Annotated in this window: 17 protein-coding genes and 1 riboswitch; of the genes, 14 read left to right on the plus strand and 3 right to left on the minus strand. The window is 63.9% G+C overall.

Annotation, left to right across the window (positions count from 1 at the left end; all coding sequences use genetic code 11):
* Window positions 1-103 precede the first annotated feature (103 nt).
* Window positions 104-1,015: a cation diffusion facilitator family transporter gene (locus J1M81_RS16190; RefSeq protein ID WP_206498356.1), complete on the minus strand. Its 912-nt coding sequence runs from the start codon at window positions 1,013-1,015 to the stop codon at window positions 104-106.
* Window positions 1,016-1,251: 236 nt separating this feature from the next.
* On the opposite strand from J1M81_RS16190, the gene J1M81_RS16195 reads away from it, so the two are divergent.
* On the plus strand, window positions 1,252-3,291 hold the full coding sequence (locus J1M81_RS16195) for a cytochrome c oxidase assembly protein (RefSeq protein ID WP_206498357.1): 2,040 nt from the start codon (window positions 1,252-1,254) through the stop codon (window positions 3,289-3,291).
* A gap of 140 nt (window positions 3,292-3,431) precedes the next feature.
* Here the strand turns inward: J1M81_RS16195 and J1M81_RS16200 are convergent, their stop codons facing one another.
* Complete coding sequence (locus J1M81_RS16200; protein ID WP_206498358.1) at window positions 3,432-3,593, minus strand: hypothetical protein; 162 nt, start codon at window positions 3,591-3,593, stop codon at window positions 3,432-3,434.
* A gap of 46 nt (window positions 3,594-3,639) precedes the next feature.
* Between J1M81_RS16200 and J1M81_RS16205 the strand changes: the two genes are divergently transcribed.
* The 7 genes from J1M81_RS16205 (at window position 3,640) to J1M81_RS16235 (ending at window position 9,805) form a co-directional block, all read left to right on the plus strand.
* Entirely contained in the window at window positions 3,640-4,584 is a 945-nt protein-coding gene (locus tag J1M81_RS16205; protein WP_374223899.1) for a M23 family metallopeptidase, read from the plus strand.
* Between the two features lie 25 nt (window positions 4,585-4,609).
* The gene (locus J1M81_RS16210; RefSeq protein ID WP_032382574.1) at window positions 4,610-4,963 is read left to right on the plus strand and encodes a BlaI/MecI/CopY family transcriptional regulator; all 354 of its coding nucleotides are present in this window, start codon (window positions 4,610-4,612) and stop codon (window positions 4,961-4,963) included.
* Window positions 4,960-5,916, plus strand: coding sequence for a M56 family metallopeptidase (locus tag J1M81_RS16215; protein WP_206498359.1), 957 nt, complete (start codon window positions 4,960-4,962; stop codon window positions 5,914-5,916). The genes J1M81_RS16210 and J1M81_RS16215 overlap by 4 nt, the downstream gene beginning before the upstream one ends.
* 84 nt (window positions 5,917-6,000) lie before the next feature.
* A complete protein-coding gene (gene ctaD, locus J1M81_RS16220; protein WP_206498360.1) occupies window positions 6,001-7,773 on the plus strand; it encodes a cytochrome c oxidase subunit I in 1,773 nt (590 codons plus the stop codon).
* A 94-nt stretch (window positions 7,774-7,867) separates the two neighbouring features.
* Window positions 7,868-8,467, plus strand: coding sequence for a copper resistance CopC family protein (locus J1M81_RS16225; protein ID WP_206498361.1), 600 nt, complete (start codon window positions 7,868-7,870; stop codon window positions 8,465-8,467).
* A 10-nt stretch (window positions 8,468-8,477) separates the two neighbouring features.
* Window positions 8,478-9,440 carry a cytochrome c oxidase assembly protein gene (locus tag J1M81_RS16230; protein ID WP_094650931.1) on the plus strand — a complete coding sequence of 321 codons (963 nt, stop codon included), beginning with the start codon at window positions 8,478-8,480 and terminating at the stop codon, window positions 9,438-9,440.
* Window positions 9,441-9,505: 65 nt separating this feature from the next.
* A complete protein-coding gene (locus J1M81_RS16235; protein WP_206498362.1) occupies window positions 9,506-9,805 on the plus strand; it encodes a DUF4229 domain-containing protein in 300 nt (99 codons plus the stop codon).
* A gap of 509 nt (window positions 9,806-10,314) precedes the next feature.
* Here J1M81_RS16235 and J1M81_RS16240 read toward each other — a convergent pair.
* Window positions 10,315-10,914 (minus strand): recombinase family protein, encoded by a 600-nt coding sequence (locus J1M81_RS16240; RefSeq protein ID WP_094742445.1) that lies wholly within the window; start codon window positions 10,912-10,914, stop codon window positions 10,315-10,317.
* A gap of 373 nt (window positions 10,915-11,287) precedes the next feature.
* Here J1M81_RS16240 and J1M81_RS16245 point away from each other — a divergent pair, with 373 nt between their 5' ends.
* The 6 genes from J1M81_RS16245 (at window position 11,288) to J1M81_RS26675 (ending at window position 15,522) form a co-directional block, all read left to right on the plus strand.
* Entirely contained in the window at window positions 11,288-11,527 is a 240-nt protein-coding gene (locus J1M81_RS16245) for a hypothetical protein (protein ID WP_206498363.1), read from the plus strand.
* Window positions 11,524-11,721, plus strand: a complete 198-nt coding sequence (locus J1M81_RS16250) for a hypothetical protein (RefSeq protein ID WP_206498364.1) — start codon at window positions 11,524-11,526, stop codon at window positions 11,719-11,721. The genes J1M81_RS16245 and J1M81_RS16250 overlap by 4 nt, the downstream gene beginning before the upstream one ends.
* A gap of 1,012 nt (window positions 11,722-12,733) precedes the next feature.
* Window positions 12,734-12,824, plus strand: a riboswitch (Fluoride riboswitch).
* A gap of 17 nt (window positions 12,825-12,841) precedes the next feature.
* On the plus strand, window positions 12,842-13,327 hold the full coding sequence (locus tag J1M81_RS16255) for a CrcB family protein (protein WP_027494245.1): 486 nt from the start codon (window positions 12,842-12,844) through the stop codon (window positions 13,325-13,327).
* Window positions 13,324-13,689 (plus strand): fluoride efflux transporter CrcB, encoded by a 366-nt coding sequence (gene crcB, locus J1M81_RS16260; protein ID WP_027494244.1) that lies wholly within the window; start codon window positions 13,324-13,326, stop codon window positions 13,687-13,689. Before J1M81_RS16255 ends, crcB begins: the two co-directional genes overlap by 4 nt.
* Before the next feature lie 26 nt (window positions 13,690-13,715).
* On the plus strand, window positions 13,716-14,276 hold the full coding sequence (locus J1M81_RS16265) for a universal stress protein (RefSeq protein WP_027494243.1): 561 nt from the start codon (window positions 13,716-13,718) through the stop codon (window positions 14,274-14,276).
* A gap of 367 nt (window positions 14,277-14,643) precedes the next feature.
* Window positions 14,644-15,522 carry a phosphatase PAP2 family protein gene (locus tag J1M81_RS26675; RefSeq protein WP_051364869.1) on the plus strand — a complete coding sequence of 293 codons (879 nt, stop codon included), beginning with the start codon at window positions 14,644-14,646 and terminating at the stop codon, window positions 15,520-15,522.
* The last annotated feature ends 102 nt before the right edge of the window (window positions 15,523-15,624 follow it).

Genomic DNA, 15,624 nt, shown 5'->3' on the forward strand with positions numbered 1-15,624 from the left:
CCCCCCACCCGACTGGTGCCGGTTCGGTACATCGCTGCCGTGTCGACGACAGCACAGCGTGCCGATCGCGCACCGGGTCGAGACCTGCCTACCAGAGACCTGCCTACCGGCAACGGCCTTCGCCTTCCTGAGGTTCGACCTGCACAGTGGCGTGTTCGAGACCGAACTCGTCGCGGAGAACCTGCTGCGCTGCAGCGAGCACCCGCGGTGTCTCGGCCTCCGGGGCGACCGTCAGATGCGCCGAAGCGACCTCCATCCCCGAAGTCAGTGTCCAGATGTGCAGATCGTGCACCTCTTCGACATCGTCGACACCGGTCAGGGCCCTTTCCACGGCGGCGACATCGATGCCCGCCGGAGCATGTTGCAGCAGAATTCGTACGGCATGACGCCCCAGAGTGAATGCACGCGGCAACACGAACAAACCGATGGCGACCGCGATGACCGGGTCGGCGTACCGCCACCCGAACACGACGGTGACCAGTCCGCTGACGAGCACGCCGATCGAGCCGAGCATGTCCGCCATCACCTCCAGATACGCACCCCGAACATTGAGGCTCTCTTTCGCCCCACTGCGCAGAAGGAGGAACGCGATCAGGTTCATGGCCAGACCGAGCAGCGCCACCAACATGACCGGAATCCCGGGCACCTCCGGTGGGTTCGTGATGCGTTGCGCGGCTTCGTAGAGAATCCACCCAGCGACACCGAAGAGCAGCACTGCATTGAACAGAGCCGCGAAAACTTCGGCGCGATACAGTCCGAACGTGCGGCCGGTCTTGCGAGACTGCCGCTGTGCGAGTGTGATCGCCACGATCGCCATCAAGACCCCGAACACGTCGGTGAACACGTGTGCGGAATCGGACAACAACGCCAGCGACGAGGTGGACAGACCCACTACCACCTGCGTCACCAACGTAACCGCCCCGAGACCGACAGCGATCCACAGTCGCCCGAGGTGCTTACCGGACGCGCTCGCCGGCGATCCCGGCTCTATCCCGTGGCCATGTCCGTGTCCCATCGTGGGCACCCCTTCTCGGCGTGGTTCGATAATAGAAACACAAGATATTGCGATATGCGCATATATGCAAGTGTTGTGTTCGCCGGAAGCTGCTGCCCGCGGCCGCACTGCGTCGGCGCAGAACTATGATTCGTAGTAGTTCGATCTCGGTTGCGCGACTTGGTCGCGCAGCCGTGCCGATATTGCCGGCCGACAGTTGTCCCGCCACACATCATCCACGTAAGGGGTGCCGCGTCATGGCCACCGACGACATGGCCACCGAAGCCGCACTCTCGACCCGCGGTCCGGTGAATCGACGCTCCGGTTCGCAGGTGATGCTGCTGTGGGCCGCGATCGCGGCAGTGGTGGCCGCTGCGCTCGCGGCGTTGTCGACGTCGCAGGCGCTGATTCTGCTCGGGCTTCCCGATCCGGGACCGATCACGACATACGGTATTCCGGCGCTGACCGCGCTCGGAGAGGTGGCCGCGGTCGTGGCGGTGGGGTCGTTGCTTCTCGCAGCGTTCCTCGTTCCTCCCCAAATGTCGGGTGTGCTCGACATCGACGGGTACATCGCCGTCCGCACCGCGGCGAAGGCCTCCGCAGTGTGGGCGGTGTGCGCAGCGGCGTTGGTGCCGCTGACACTCTCGGACGCGTCGGGTCAACCTGTCGGATCCGTTGCGGCGCAACCGGTGCAGTTCCTCGGTGCGATCGGAGATGTCGAGGCCTCCACTGCATGGGCCATCACCGCCGCGATCGCAGCGATCACCGCCGCAGCATGCGCGGCAGTGTTGCGGCATCGATGGACCCCCGCCTTGTTCGCCCTGTCGATGCTCGCGTTGATCCCGCGCGCGGTCACCGGCCACTCCTCGACCGGCGGCAATCACGACATCGCGACGAACTCGTTGATCCTGCACATCCTCGCCGCCGCACTGTGGGTAGGCGGACTCCTCGCACTTCTCGCTCACGCGCTGCGCGGGGGTGGACACCTTGCCGTCGCGACCCGCCGCTACTCGACGCTCGCTCTGATTGCGTTCGTGATCATGGCGGTCTCCGGAGTGGTCAACGCTGCCGTGCGAGTACCCGTGACGTCGCTGTGGGATTCGACGTACGGCGCTCTGATACTGGCGAAGATCGCAGCTCTGGCGATCGTGGGGACCCTCGGGTGGATACAGCGACGACGAACGGTCGGCGCTCTGGCCCTCGATCCCGAGAACCGCAGATCCCTGATCACGTTGTCGATGATCGAGACCCTCGTTCTCGTTACCACCGTGGGCCTGGCGGTCGCACTCGGTCGCACCCCCCCGCCCCCGCCGCAGAACGCCTCGCTACCTCAGGCGCACGAAGAGTCCTTGGGCTACGTGTTGGACGGCCCGCCCACCGCAGCGCGGTTGGCGTTCGAGTGGCGTTTCGACCTGGTGTTCGGGTCCGCGGCCGTGATCGCGGCTGTTGTGTATCTGGTGGCCGTGCGGCGCCGCCGGCGGGCAGGCCTGCCCTGGCGGCGGCGGTGGACCGCGAGCTGGTTGGCGGGTACTGCGGTGCTGCTCGTGGCGACCTCGTCCGGGGTCGGGCTCTACAGCCCGGCGATGTTCAGCGTGCACATGGCGGGACTGACCGCGGTCGCCATCGCCGTGCCGTTGCTGTTGGTCCTCGGCCGACCGGCCACCTTGTTCGCCTCGGTCCTGCCGACCGCGTCGGCAGCCGAGGCACCGGGCTCGCGCGAATGGCTCCGGGCTGCTTGGCACAGCCGAGCAGCCCGGATCGCAATCCACCCGTGGGTGAGCACCACGGTGTTCCTGAGCAGCTTCTACCTGCTCTATCCCGGCGGAGTGTTCGACACCGTCGCCGACTCGCATGTGGCACACATGGCGATGAAGGGCTGGTTCCTGACCGTCGGGATGGTGATGTTCTGGGGCACGGTCGGCGAAGACCCGGTACCGAGACCGATCGCGGGACTGACGAAGTTGCTCGCGAGTATCGCCGCGTTGGCCGGGTTCGCATTTTTTCTCGTCGTAACGATCGATCTCGAGACCGCGCTCGGAGCGAGCTTCTACAGCGGACTGCGTCTGGATTGGAACGCAGACCTGCTGGCCGACCAGCGGCGCGGCGGCACTCTGGCGTGGGGCATCGGCGAGTTGCCGTTGCTCGCTGCCGCGGTTCTCGCCGCGGTCCGGTGGTCGGCGGCAGACGAGAGCGCGGCACGGCAACGAGACCGCCGAGTCGACGATCAAGGTGATACCGAACTCGAGGCGTACAACACCATGCTCGGTGGCCTGTCCTCTCGGCGCGATCACCCCTGATACCCGAAGAATCCGTTCTCGGTCAGGGACGCCGTAGCCCGCGGGAGGTCCTCCGAGGACCATGACCAGCGGTATGAGCGAATCAGGGTCGAGTGGGATGGAAAAACTATGCTCGATAGTAGTAACCTGTGGCCTGACCGTCACCATTTCGTTATCTCGAGCGAGGCCTCGGCCTCGTAGCCACCAAGGATTGTGATCTTGGCCCGACACCGCACACCCGATCCGATCGACGACGACTGCGCAGCGCCGACGCGCGGCGGCGTGATCTCGACGCCCGTCGGCCACAGGCCGACGGCGCTCACCGATCGCCCCCGTCATCGACGGGCCGAGTTCGCACCCTCACGTTTCGTGACCGAGTCGCCCGCCGATGCCGGGTACTCCGGCACTCTGTCGGAGGACGAGCACACGCCCTCGGCGCAGACGCCCGCACCGGATGGACCCGCTCACGCGGTCAGCGACGCCTGGGACACCGCGGCCGCGGGCGCTACCGAGTCGATGTGGGCGGCGCACGTGGCCGGTCCGGACGAGACGACACACGACGACGGGGGCCGCGCCGATGTCCAGCCCGTGTCGCGAAGTGCTCGCCGCGGACTTCATCGCCGCCGGGTGCCGAAGCCGGGTGGCCGCGCCATCGCTGCGTCGGTCGCGGTCGGTGCCTTCCTTTCCGCGGCAGCGACGTCGCCGAACGCCGGGTCGCAGGACAGTGTGGCGCTCAGCGCCGCGAGTATCGATAGCCCTCCCGCCGGCGTCCTGCCGCCGAGCCCGGTCGTTGTCTCACCCCCGCAGGTGTTGCAGTTGCCCGATCTCGATGTCGGCCGACTCGCGCAGCGCATGACCGAGCAACTTGCCGAGGGGGGAGTTCGGGCGGCGGAGCGCGCAGCACGCGATGCCGAGGCGCGCCGCCCGCTCTCGGTGGTGCCGGTGTCGGGAACATTGACCTCCAGTTCTGGGCCACGTTGGGGGACAACGCATTACGGACTCGACATCGCCAATACGATCGGGACGCCGATCGTATCGGTGACCGACGGCGAGGTCATCGAAGCAGGGCCGGCGCAAGGGTTCGGCCTGTGGGTGCGTATTCGTCAGGACGACGGCACGATCGGGGTGTACGGCCACATAGACCAGGCGCTCGTCACCGCCGGTCAACGTGTGAAAGCCGGCGAGCTCATTGCTACGGTAGGCAACCGAGGCCAATCCACCGGACCCCACCTGCATTACGAAGTGTGGCAACCCGACGGTGCCAAGTCCGACCCGACGGCGTGGCTGTCGGCACGCGGAGTCGATATCACCTGACACGACGAGGAAAGAAGAACTGGCGATGAAAAGGCTCGGTGATCTCGAAGCGGAGGTGATGAACGTGCTCTGGGAATGCGATCGACCGCAGTCGGTCCACGACCTGCGTGAACTCATGGCCGACAGAAACCCCGCCTACACCACGATCCTGACCGTCGTGACCCATCTCCACGAGAAGGGGTGGGTCGAGCGGACCAAGCAGTCACGCGCGTACCTGTACTCCCCGGTGCAGTCGCGCGCGGAGGCCACCTCGCAAGCGCTGCGCGAAATCCTCGACACCAGTACCGACTCGGCCGCCGTCCTGATGCATTTCGCGAAAACCGTCACCGACGACGAGCTCGACGCTCTGCGGGGGAACCTGCCGGACGTGAACCGGTGATCGTCGCGCTGGTGTTGCTCCTCGCGGCGATCATCGCGGCCGTCGCCCTGCCGCGGCCGCTGACCTCTCTCACCCGCACCGTGAACCCCACTCTCGCCTTGACCGCATGGATCGGCAGCATCGCCGGGGTGCTGTTTCTCGTGGGATCCGCGGTGACCGTGTTGCTCTGGCCCGGCCATGCGCCCGCCGAGGGCATGGTCGAACTCGCCGTCCGCTGTCTGGGCTCACTGCAACACGCGGCCCAGCCGTGGATCGGCGAAGCGGTCGCCGGAGCATCGGTCGTCCTCGCGGCGTCGGCGTCGGCGCGCGTCCTGCGCTCGACTCGCCGTCAGCTTCGAGCCCGGTCCAAAGTCCGCGACTATCACCGCGATGTCATCGCCGTCGTCGCGCGTACGGACCCCGGACCCGAACCGATCATGTGGCTCGACCACCCGCTCCCGCTGGCCTACAGCATCGACGGTCGCCCCGGCTACGTCGTGGCCACCGAAGGCCTGCTCGCCCATCTCGATCCCGATCAACAGCGAGCTGTGATCGCACACGAACGCGCCCACCTGCGCGGGCGCCACCACCGCATCGTCAACATCTGCGAGATCCTGGCCGCGGCGTTCCCTCGCGTTCCCCTGTTCGCCGCAGCACCTGCAGCGGTACGGGTTCTGGTCGAGGTCGCCGCGGACCGGTCCGCGGCCGCGGTCACCAGCGCCGACGCTGTACGTTCGGCACTGTCGACGGTCTCGCAGGCGCATTCTGCACGTCCACTGTGGGCACTGGGCCTGATCGGCGAATCGACCACCGAACGACTCCATCACCTCGATACGAGCACGCAGATGCCGACCCGGACAGTGCCCGGCGCATACGCTGCCGCCGCCGTACTGCCGCTCGTGGTGCCGGCCGCCATGGCAATCCTCACCCTCAGTGCGATCTCCGCCGCGGCATGTGCGGCCGTCCTGACCTGACCCACCCAAATACTATGCAACATAGTATTTGAGCTAGGCTGTCGGACGCGTCCTGTAATTCGCGTGCGATTCGAAGGTGGTTCCATGACGGCGCTGACATCTCCTCCGGCTGCGCCGGTGGTTCGCCCCTATCCACCCCGCGGGGCACGCAAGGGGTCGTTCCTGCACACGATGGTCACCACCACCGATCCGAAGGTCATCGGACTGATGTACCTGGTGACCTCGTTCGGATTCTTCCTCGTCGGCGGCCTCATGGCCTTGATCATGCGCTCCGAACTCGCCGTCCCGGGAATGCAGTTCCTCTCCAACGAGCAGTACAACCAGCTCTTCACCATGCACGGCACGATCATGCTGCTGCTCTACGCCACCCCGATCGTCTTCGGCTTCGGCAACTACATCCTGCCGCTGCAGATCGGCGCACCCGATGTCGCCTTCCCCAGGCTCAATGCCTTCTCCTACTGGCTTTACCTGTTCGGCGCACTGGTCACCACCGCCGGGTTCATCAGCCCCGGCGGTGCCGCCGACTTCGGCTGGACCGCGTACACCCCGTTGAGCAGCGCCGTCTACTCCCCCGGTATCGGATCCGACCTGTGGATCGTGGGCCTGCTCATCGCAGGCCTGGGCACCATCCTGGGCGGGGTCAACATGGTCACCACCGTGGTGTGCCTGCGCGCACCGGGAATGACGATGTTCCGCATGCCGATCTTCACCTGGAACATCCTGGTGACCTCGATCCTGATCCTGCTGGCGTTCCCACTGCTGACCGCGGCGCTGATGGGCCTGCTCGCCGACCGTAAACTCGGCACCCACATCTTCGATCCCGCCAACGGCGGGGCGTTGCTCTGGCAGCACCTGTTCTGGTTCTTCGGTCACCCCGAGGTCTACATCATCGCGCTACCGTTCTTCGGAATCGTCTCGGAGATCTTCCCGGTCTTCTCCCGCAAACCCATCTTCGGGTACAAGGGTCTGATCTACGCCACCGTCGGCATCGCAGCTCTGTCCATCGCGGTGTGGGCGCACCACATGTATGCCACCGGCGCCGTGCTGCTGCCGTTCTTCTCGTTCATGACCTTCCTCATCGCCGTGCCGACCGGAGTGAAGATCTTCAACTGGATCGGCACCATGTGGCGCGGCCAGGTCACCCTCGAGTCCCCCATGCTCTTCTCCATCGGATTCCTCGTCACGTTCGTCTTCGGCGGGCTGTCCGGAGTGCTCCTGGCGAGCCCGCCCATCGACTTCAACGTCACCGACACCTATTTCGTCGTCGCGCACTTCCACTACGTCGTGTTCGGAACGGTCGTGTTCGCGACCTATGCGGGCATCTACTTCTGGTTCCCGAAGATGACCGGCCGCATGCTCGACGAACGACTGGGCAAGTGGCACTTCTGGATGACGTTCCTCGGATTCCACGCCACCTTCCTCGTTCAGCACTGGCTCGGAGCGCAAGGAATGCCGCGCCGCTACGCCGACTATCTCCCGTCCGACGGGTTCACCACCCTCAACCAGGTCTCGACCGTGGGATCGTTCGTTCTCGGAGCCTCGACGCTGCCGTTCATCTGGAACGTCTTCAAGAGCTACCGCTACGGCGAAGTGGTCACCGTCGACGACCCCTGGGGGTTCGGTAACTCCCTCGAGTGGGCGACCAGTTGCCCACCACCGCGGCACAACTTCACCGAGATGCCCCGAATCCGCTCCGAGCGGCCGGCATTCGAGCTTCACTATCCGCACATGGTCGAACGCATCCGCGCCGAGCAGCACGTCGGTGGCCCGCACTCGGATTCGATCGCGCCCTCGGAAGTGATCACCGAAGCCATCGCCGGCCGTGAACGATCCGATCCGCCGGACCCGGTGAAATAACTATCGCCGCAGAAGTGACCCACCGCTAAACCGCCCTCCCTACTACTATGTCCCGTAGTTGTTGGGTCGGGCTCGATACAGAGGAGTACCCCACGTGAAACGTCTGATGCTGATCGCTGTGATGATCTGCGGGACAGCATTGTTCGCTGCAGCACCGGCGTCGGCGCACAGTGAGCTGGTCAGCTCCGACCCGCCCGCCGATGCCACCCTGGAGTTCGCGCCGATCGGTGTCGGTCTGGTGTTCAACCAGGACATCAACGAATCGTTCGCGACCATCAGCGTCGTGGGTCCTGGCGACATTCAGTGGGCACAAGGAACGGCCACGGTCGAGGGCCCCGACGTATCGGTCCTGCTCCAGGACGGACTCCCCAACGGGGAGTACACCGTCGGCTACCGTGTCACCTCCGCGGACGGGCACCCGATCACCGGGTCGTACGGTTTCTCCGTCGACGTTGCGGCGACCGCCACCCCTCAGGACGCCGCTGCACAGCAATCGCAGAGCGGTGCGACCTCGACCTCGCCGACTCCTGCTACCACGGCAACGCAGCCCTACGATCCCAACAATCCGTCCGCCAGCGAAGACCGGCCACCGAAACAGAACACCATGATGCTGCTCTCGATCGTGGGCCTGGCTGTGCTCGGTCTCGGTGCCATCGCCCTGACCCTGGTGATCCGAGGCAAGAACAAGCAATGACAGGGTGCCGATGATCATCGCTGCCGTTGCTCCCCCGGAAGGGCCGCCGACGCTGGCAGCGTTGTTGAGCTGGGATCTTCCTCCCCTACCGATCCTGCCGATCGCCGGTGTCGTCATGGCCGGGCTGTACTGCTGGGGGCTCTACCGGGTCCGCGGTCGAGGTATCGCATGGTCGCGGTGGCGGAGTGCGAGTTTTCTGCTCGGTTGCGCGGCGCTGGTCCTGGTGACCGGACTGCAGATCGAACGCTACGGCTACAGCCTGTTCAGCGTCTTCATGTTCCAGCATCTGACGTTGTCGATGACCATCCCACCGTTGTTGGTGGTGGGTTCGCCCGGACGACTTCTCCTGCGAGCCACCGCGCATCACGGAGCCGGTAGGTGGGTACTGATCGCGGCGCTGACGGGGTTGCGTAGCCGCGCCGGACGCATCGCTCTCCATCCCGGGCTGACGATCCCGTTGTTCCTTTTCAGCTATTACGGGCTGTATCTGTCGTCGATCTTCGATGTTCTCGCCATCACAGTCATCGGGCACGTATCGATGGAGATCTTCTTCTTCGCCAGCGGGCTGCTGTTCATCATCCCTGTGCTCGCCGTCGGCCCCCTCCCCGTTCGGCAGAGCAATCTGGGCCGGTTGTTCGACCTGTTCGTCGAGATGCCGCTGCACGTGTTCTTCGGTGTCATCTTGATGATGTCGAGCACCCCCATGCTGGCGACCTTCGCCTTCCCACCCCCGGAATGGGGCATCGATCCGGTATCCGATCAAAAGCTCGCCGGAGCGTTGGCGTGGTCCTACGGCGAACCGGTCGCCCTACTGGTCGTGCTCATCTTCTGCATTCAATGGAACCGGGACGAAAAAGAGGAATCGGCCGTCGCGGATCGCCAAGCCGAAGAGGACGGATACAGCGAACTGAACGCTTACAACGACTTCCTCAAACAGATCGGCACCGAAACCCGGTCCCGCACCGGACGATGACGCCAGACACTCTTAGCGGCCTGAATGGAAAGCACGATGAGCCACGACGCACGACAGGACAGCAGATGCCACTGATCCGCACACCCTCAACTGCTCGAGGACGGCTTGCCCTACATGTGCTGGCTTACAATGTCGTGCGCCTGCTCCTCGTGTGCGTCGCCGCAGGAGTGCTTTTGGCCGTCGACGCGCTGACCAGTCTCGACATTTCCTTCGTGTTGGTTCTTCTCATCGCACTCGCAGCAAGCCTGCCGCTGTCGGCACTGACGCTGAGAAAACTTCGCCGAACCATCAACGCGGACATCGAAACAGTCGATCGCATGCGCTCGATCAAGAAGCGAGGTCCCGCCGGCGGGACAACCCCTTAGTAAAACGCTGTGACGTCGGGGGTCGTGTAGCGGCGGCTGCCCGGCGCGGTGGGCATCGATGACCCATTCAACCCCCCGCCGGGGACATCGAATCCACTGGTATCGGCATGTGGCCTCGCCTGTCGATCGGCACGGCGACGGGGCCTGGACGCGCCAGCCACCTGGCCAGCCCTACTCGTCACGAAGCCGGTCGGAGACTCGACTCATCCTTGTTCCTGACGAGAGGCTGTGGAAGTGAGGTGACGATAGAGCGTGGCGCGGCCGATTCCGAGGACGGAGGCGAATTCCGTCTCCGGCATTCCGTCGGCGAGCATGCGGCGGCGAGGCCTGCCATGGTGCGTTCTTTGACGAGGTCTCGTTCGAATTCGGCGAGTGGGAACCAAAGATGTTGTACGTCATACGTCCTCCAATTGTGGAGGTGTCGATTCCTTCGGTGATGCTGCGGAGTGATGCGCCTTTGGTTTCGATGAGGTTGACGGCGACTGCACTGTTTCAGAAAGTGGACTGCGCTAATCACCTCTCGCGACCGCTAGAGCGTCTCGCTCTTCCCGCGCGAGGGTGAGGTTGCTGTAGAGGGCGGATCGTTTCAATCCGGTGTTCTTGCAGAGTGTTTCGATCTTGAACTGCCGTGTTTCGTATACCTGGAGTAGGTATGCCCGCTCTTCAGGGGTCAGGGTGTGCGGCCGGCCTTTCATCTTGCCAGCCGCTGCTGCGGCCGCGATCGCGTCGCGGGTGCGGGCTCGGATCAGGTCGGACTCGAATTCCGCCATGAGGCCCAGCATCCCGATGAACATTTTGCCCATGGGATCGGCTGGGTCGTAGACCTTGCCGTCGATCAACAGTGCCACTCCCCTGGCGGCGAGGCGGTTCACGGTTTCGTGGAGGTCTCCGGCCGATCGGGAGAGTCTGTCGAGTTTGGTGACGCAGAATTCGTCGCCTTCGCGGCTGGCGTTGATGGCGTTTTCGAGTCCGGGGCGTTTTGCTTGACGGCCGCTGACAGCGTGGTCGATATAGACCCGGTCGCGTTCGACACCGATCTTGGCGAGCAGTCCAATTTGGACGGAGGTGTCCTGTCTAGCGGTGCTGCAACGCGCGTACCCGATTTTCATGCCCCTCCGGCCTGCTGGACTCGATCTGTCCAGTAGAGACTACGGGAAGCTGGACCAATCAAGTGGACACTTCCAGCGGACGGTTCGGCTGAGAGAACGTCATGGTCAATCACTCTCAGTAGCCCGTCCGCACTCGTCCGGTATGACGATGGTCAAAACGCACACCCAAACCCGCAGAAAGCGACTCAGGCGAAGACTGCCCGGTGGTCGCTCGGTGAACTCGTCTGTGTACGACTAGCTGTCGGCGCAGCTCGCTAGGCTCTGAGGAGATACCGGACAGTACGACAGATAGGGCAAGGCATGGGACTCAGCGAAGTCGAAGTCATGAAGCAAACTCGACATCGAATCCTGAAGAAACCTCTCCAAGGACAAGATGCTGCGGTTTGCCGCTTTCATGCCCGACATGGACACCGAGGTGGCCCTCAAGATCATCGAACAGTTCCCAGCTTTCAAGGAATTCGCCCTGGACACGGTGAAAGAGATAGAAGAGGCTCACAAGTCCACGCTCAAGTCGAATGATAAGAGCCAGAAACAGGCATACAAGGCTTTTGAAGATATCCGCGAGATCCTCAAGGGTGAGCTCGACAAGGATGACCTCACCTGGGACCAATGAAGTTCATCATCGAACTGATCCAAGAAAACGGGAAGCAAGTATCCCAGAAGGACAGTGAGAACAAGGAGTTCCTCAACACCGTCCTCGGAAAGGTCGCGGTCTTCGGGGGTGGTGCAATTGCTGCGGGAGCGGTTTTCTTGGGTGGCAAAATCATGCTCGAACAGGACGACGGCATCAACCGAATAGGCACCTGAGTCGACCACGGAGGTGCCCGCTACCTGGGCCGAGAATCGAGCCACCAGCCCGCGCTTGACGTCGCGAACCGCAACCGTGCCCACTCCCAGCACTCGGTCGGCGCGGTCCAGACACCCCCTGAACGAAGTTGAACTTGTGTGCTTCTATCGCAGTCTCTGAAAATTCAATTCCGGTGATCGATTGTGAAGTTCACTTCTGCATTCAAAATGTCAGAAGGCGACTGCAATCGGAGGTAATTCCCCAGGGAAGTCATGACGGCCACTTCTGAAACTGACAGCGTCGACCGAATTGTCAGTTTCAGAAGACGACTGCACTAGTTCAGAAGACGACTGCACTTACCCACCACACGGGAGCGCCGGTCAGTAGCATTCATCCCGCCGAGCTACGCGTACAACCACCATATAGAACAGCTTCTGTGATCGAAAAGTCCTCGATCTACCAGTGAACATGATTGCCCTCGACACGTCGTGTGTGTTCCCTTGGAGTCTTTGACTTTGACGTAGCTCGTCACCGGTATGTTGAGTGCGCTTGTGCGCCAGACGTTCTATGCGTTCGATTCGAAGTATCCCGATTCACTCTCGACCTACTGCAGTGGGGTTAAATTGGGTGGCGCAGTTCATGTTCGAGTGTGGTCTAGTCGACTGCGTGTCGATGCGGCGTGGCAATGAACCTCGGTTCCGAGCCTGGTGCCCGCTCTGAGTTCGACGACAATGCTGTGTTCGGCGAAATGTTCAGCGTCTTGGTGACGCCGTGTGCCACGTACCCGTGTTGAGAAGATCGCGGTGGTCGGCGGATCGGGAATACCGGGCTTGATACGCGAACACAGGTGTCCAATCCGACCCGTTGCACGGCCGGTGCCGTCGTGGCCGGTGCCGTCGTGGCCGTTAGTCGAGCTCAACAACCGGGTTCGGTTGTTGAGCTGCAGCGCTGGCACATAGACACCTCGGCCTGCTGACCGAGAATCTCGAACGTACATCGGATCTGCTTGGGTCGATCCCTGGTCAGGCTATAGTGGTGTCCGGCGATGGATCTCCGCCGAGACCGCCCCGTAGGGGGTTGTCTGAACCGCCCCAACCCTGGGGCTGATGGCTCCTTTCCCTGAGTGGAAGGAGTCTGTCCATGAACGGCCATCACGACCCGAATCCGACCCTACCGGTCGATCCCGACAGTGCGCCCCCAAGCCCGCTGCATGCGCGAGCGTCCGCGATCGCCGCCGTCGGTGTCGGTGGATTGGTCGGGGCCCCGCTCCGATACCAACTCGGACTGTGGTGTTCCTCTGCCGCGAGTGGCTGGCCGGTGACGACCTTCGCTATCAACATCGTCGGGGCGTTCCTGCTCGGAATGCTGCTGGAGGGATTGGCTCGCCTGGGCCCGGACACAGGGTGGCGGCAGCGGGTCCGGCTGTTGGTGGGCACCGGGATGCTCGGTTCGTTCACTACCTACAGCACACTGGCCGTCGATACCGATCTGTTTCTGCGCAGCCATCAGTGGTGGGCCGCCGGCAGCTACGCGGCCGGCACCGTACTGGTGGGTCTGGTCGCCACCACCGCCGGAATCGCGATCGCCGCGCGACTGCGGACACGGCCCGCGGAGGCAACACAATGACGACACTCTGGATCGCCTGCGCGGGCAGTGCAGGGGCGATCGTCCGTTTTGTGCTCGACGGGGCCATCAGGCACCGCCGGGCGTCGGATTTTCCCTGGGCGACAGCGATCATCAACGTGACCGGATCACTGCTCCTCGGATTCGTCACCGGACTGATCCTTTTCCACGGACTACCCCAGGAACTTCAGCTGATCGTGGGCATCGGTTTCTGCGGCGGGTACACCACCTTCAGCACCGCCAGTTTCGAGACGGTGCGGCTGATCCAACGTCAGAAGTACATCGCTGGCGTGTTGAACGCGGTCGGCACCCTGCTGGTGACTGTCGTCGCCGGCGGTGCCGGTCTCGTCCTGGCTTCCGTATGAGGAGAAAACAATATGAGGAGAAAACAATGACCGAGGACGATCCCAGCCACGCCTCCTGCGACGACCTAGGGGACTGGCGCGCTCCGCTACAGGTGGACGGCCCCGCCGCCTCGGTAGAACCGGTGTGCCACCTGGTCGTGGGGTTCGACCGGCACCCAGCAAGCCACGCTGCCTTGACCTACGCGATGGACCTTGCCGGTCGACTGAACGCGTTCCTGCATGTAGCGCACATCGTCGACACCGATGACCTGCCGATCGACCCGGACAGCGACGACTGGGAACAACGCATCGCCGACGCTGTCGAACAAGAGCGCCGCGAGGCATGCGCGATGCTGGCCGCCATCCCCGGGAACTGGGCGTTCTACTCGAGGCGGGGCAACCCGGCTCGACTGTTGACCACGATCGCCGACGCCAACGACGCCCTGATGATCATCATCGGTACCACCCGCGGCGGGATGATGTCACTGGTGGAGAGGGCCGTCGGCGAATCGGTGTCCGCGACACTCGCCCGCCACGCCCACCGCCCGGTCCTCCTCGTCCCCGCTACCGATAGGCAGCATAGTGACGCAGCCCAAACACGCCGGTGACCCATCCGCCGCACCGGGTTCCCGCCGCGCGCTTCCAGAAAGAAATCCACCGAACCGCCACGACCATCGATGGGGGGCGTGTCGGTTCGTTGTCGCGTTCGGGACGGTCAGCATGCTCGCGGACTTCGTCTACGAAGGTGCCCGCTCGATCACCGGCCCCCTCGCCTCGCGGGGGGCTACCGCCTTCGTCGTCGGGGTGTGGTCACCGCATCCGACGAGGTCGCAGCGCTGATGGTGCGCTCGGTCTCCGGCCCGGTGGCATACACCAAGCCGCCGCTTCTGGGCGTCGACGTTTCCGGTTACGCCCACCCCGTCATCGCCGTGCACTTCCTCTGGATCGCCGGCGCACTGGCGCGTCTGCGTTCTCGTGATCGACGAACGGAGCGGCAAAGCCATCCGTTCCCCAGCCGAAAACCGATCTGCTCTACGACATTCGATTCCCGCGTCGCTCACCGTCGTTCCCGCAATCCAGGTCATCGCAGTGGCCGCCCTACTCGCCACCGGTCGTCGCCGCACCTGGCACCCCACCGTCCATCCCACGCAACCCAACCAAGGAAAGTCACCTATGTTTCCTGCTCGTCCGTGGATTCGGCCGTTTGCCGCCGCTCTGCTCGCATTTGCCGCACTGCTCGCCGCCGGCACTCTCGCCTCCACCACTGCTGTGACAGAGGCGGGTCTGCGGTTCCACGACCGTATCGCCCTTCATCGCGCCGGCTGGGCCACTGCCCTCGCCGAATTTGTCACGGACTGCGCACAACCGGTCGTCGGAATCGTGGTGGCGATCGGTATCGCCGCATGGCTCACGTGGAGAGGCCGACGGGTCGACGCGGCATGGGCCCTGGCAGTGATGGCATCTACCCTCGTCGTGTCGACAATCGCGAAATACAGCATCCGCGAACCCCGTCCCCCGCAACGGTTCTGGCTGATTCCTCCCGACACCGTGTGGTCGTTCCCGTCTGGACATACAGCGGTGGCTGCGGCCATGATCGGGCTTGTGGTCCTGCTCACCGCTCGGGCGCACGTAATTGTCCGGCGGTTGGCCCGCACGACATCAGTGCTGTTCGCGCTCGCCGTCGCTGCCTCCCGGCTGTACCTCGGCGTACATTTCCCGCTCGACGTCGCCGCGAGCATTCTTGCCGCCAGCACTGCGCTCCTCGCACTGTGGACCATGTGGTCGATCCCTCCGGTCCGACACTGGGTCAATGTCCGGCTCGGACCGACCCCTCAGGCAGCCTCACCCGACTGATCGCGGACCCACTCCGACTCCGAGCACTACGTGACGGGAAGGTGAATACAAGTCCGCCGTCGACCGTCCGCGGCTGGTAGCGCAGGTGAGGATCGTTGCCCA

The organism is Rhodococcus sp. KRD175 (assembly GCF_017168275.1).
In the GTDB taxonomy this organism is placed as follows: Bacteria; Actinomycetota; Actinomycetes; order Mycobacteriales; family Mycobacteriaceae; genus Rhodococcoides; species Rhodococcoides fascians.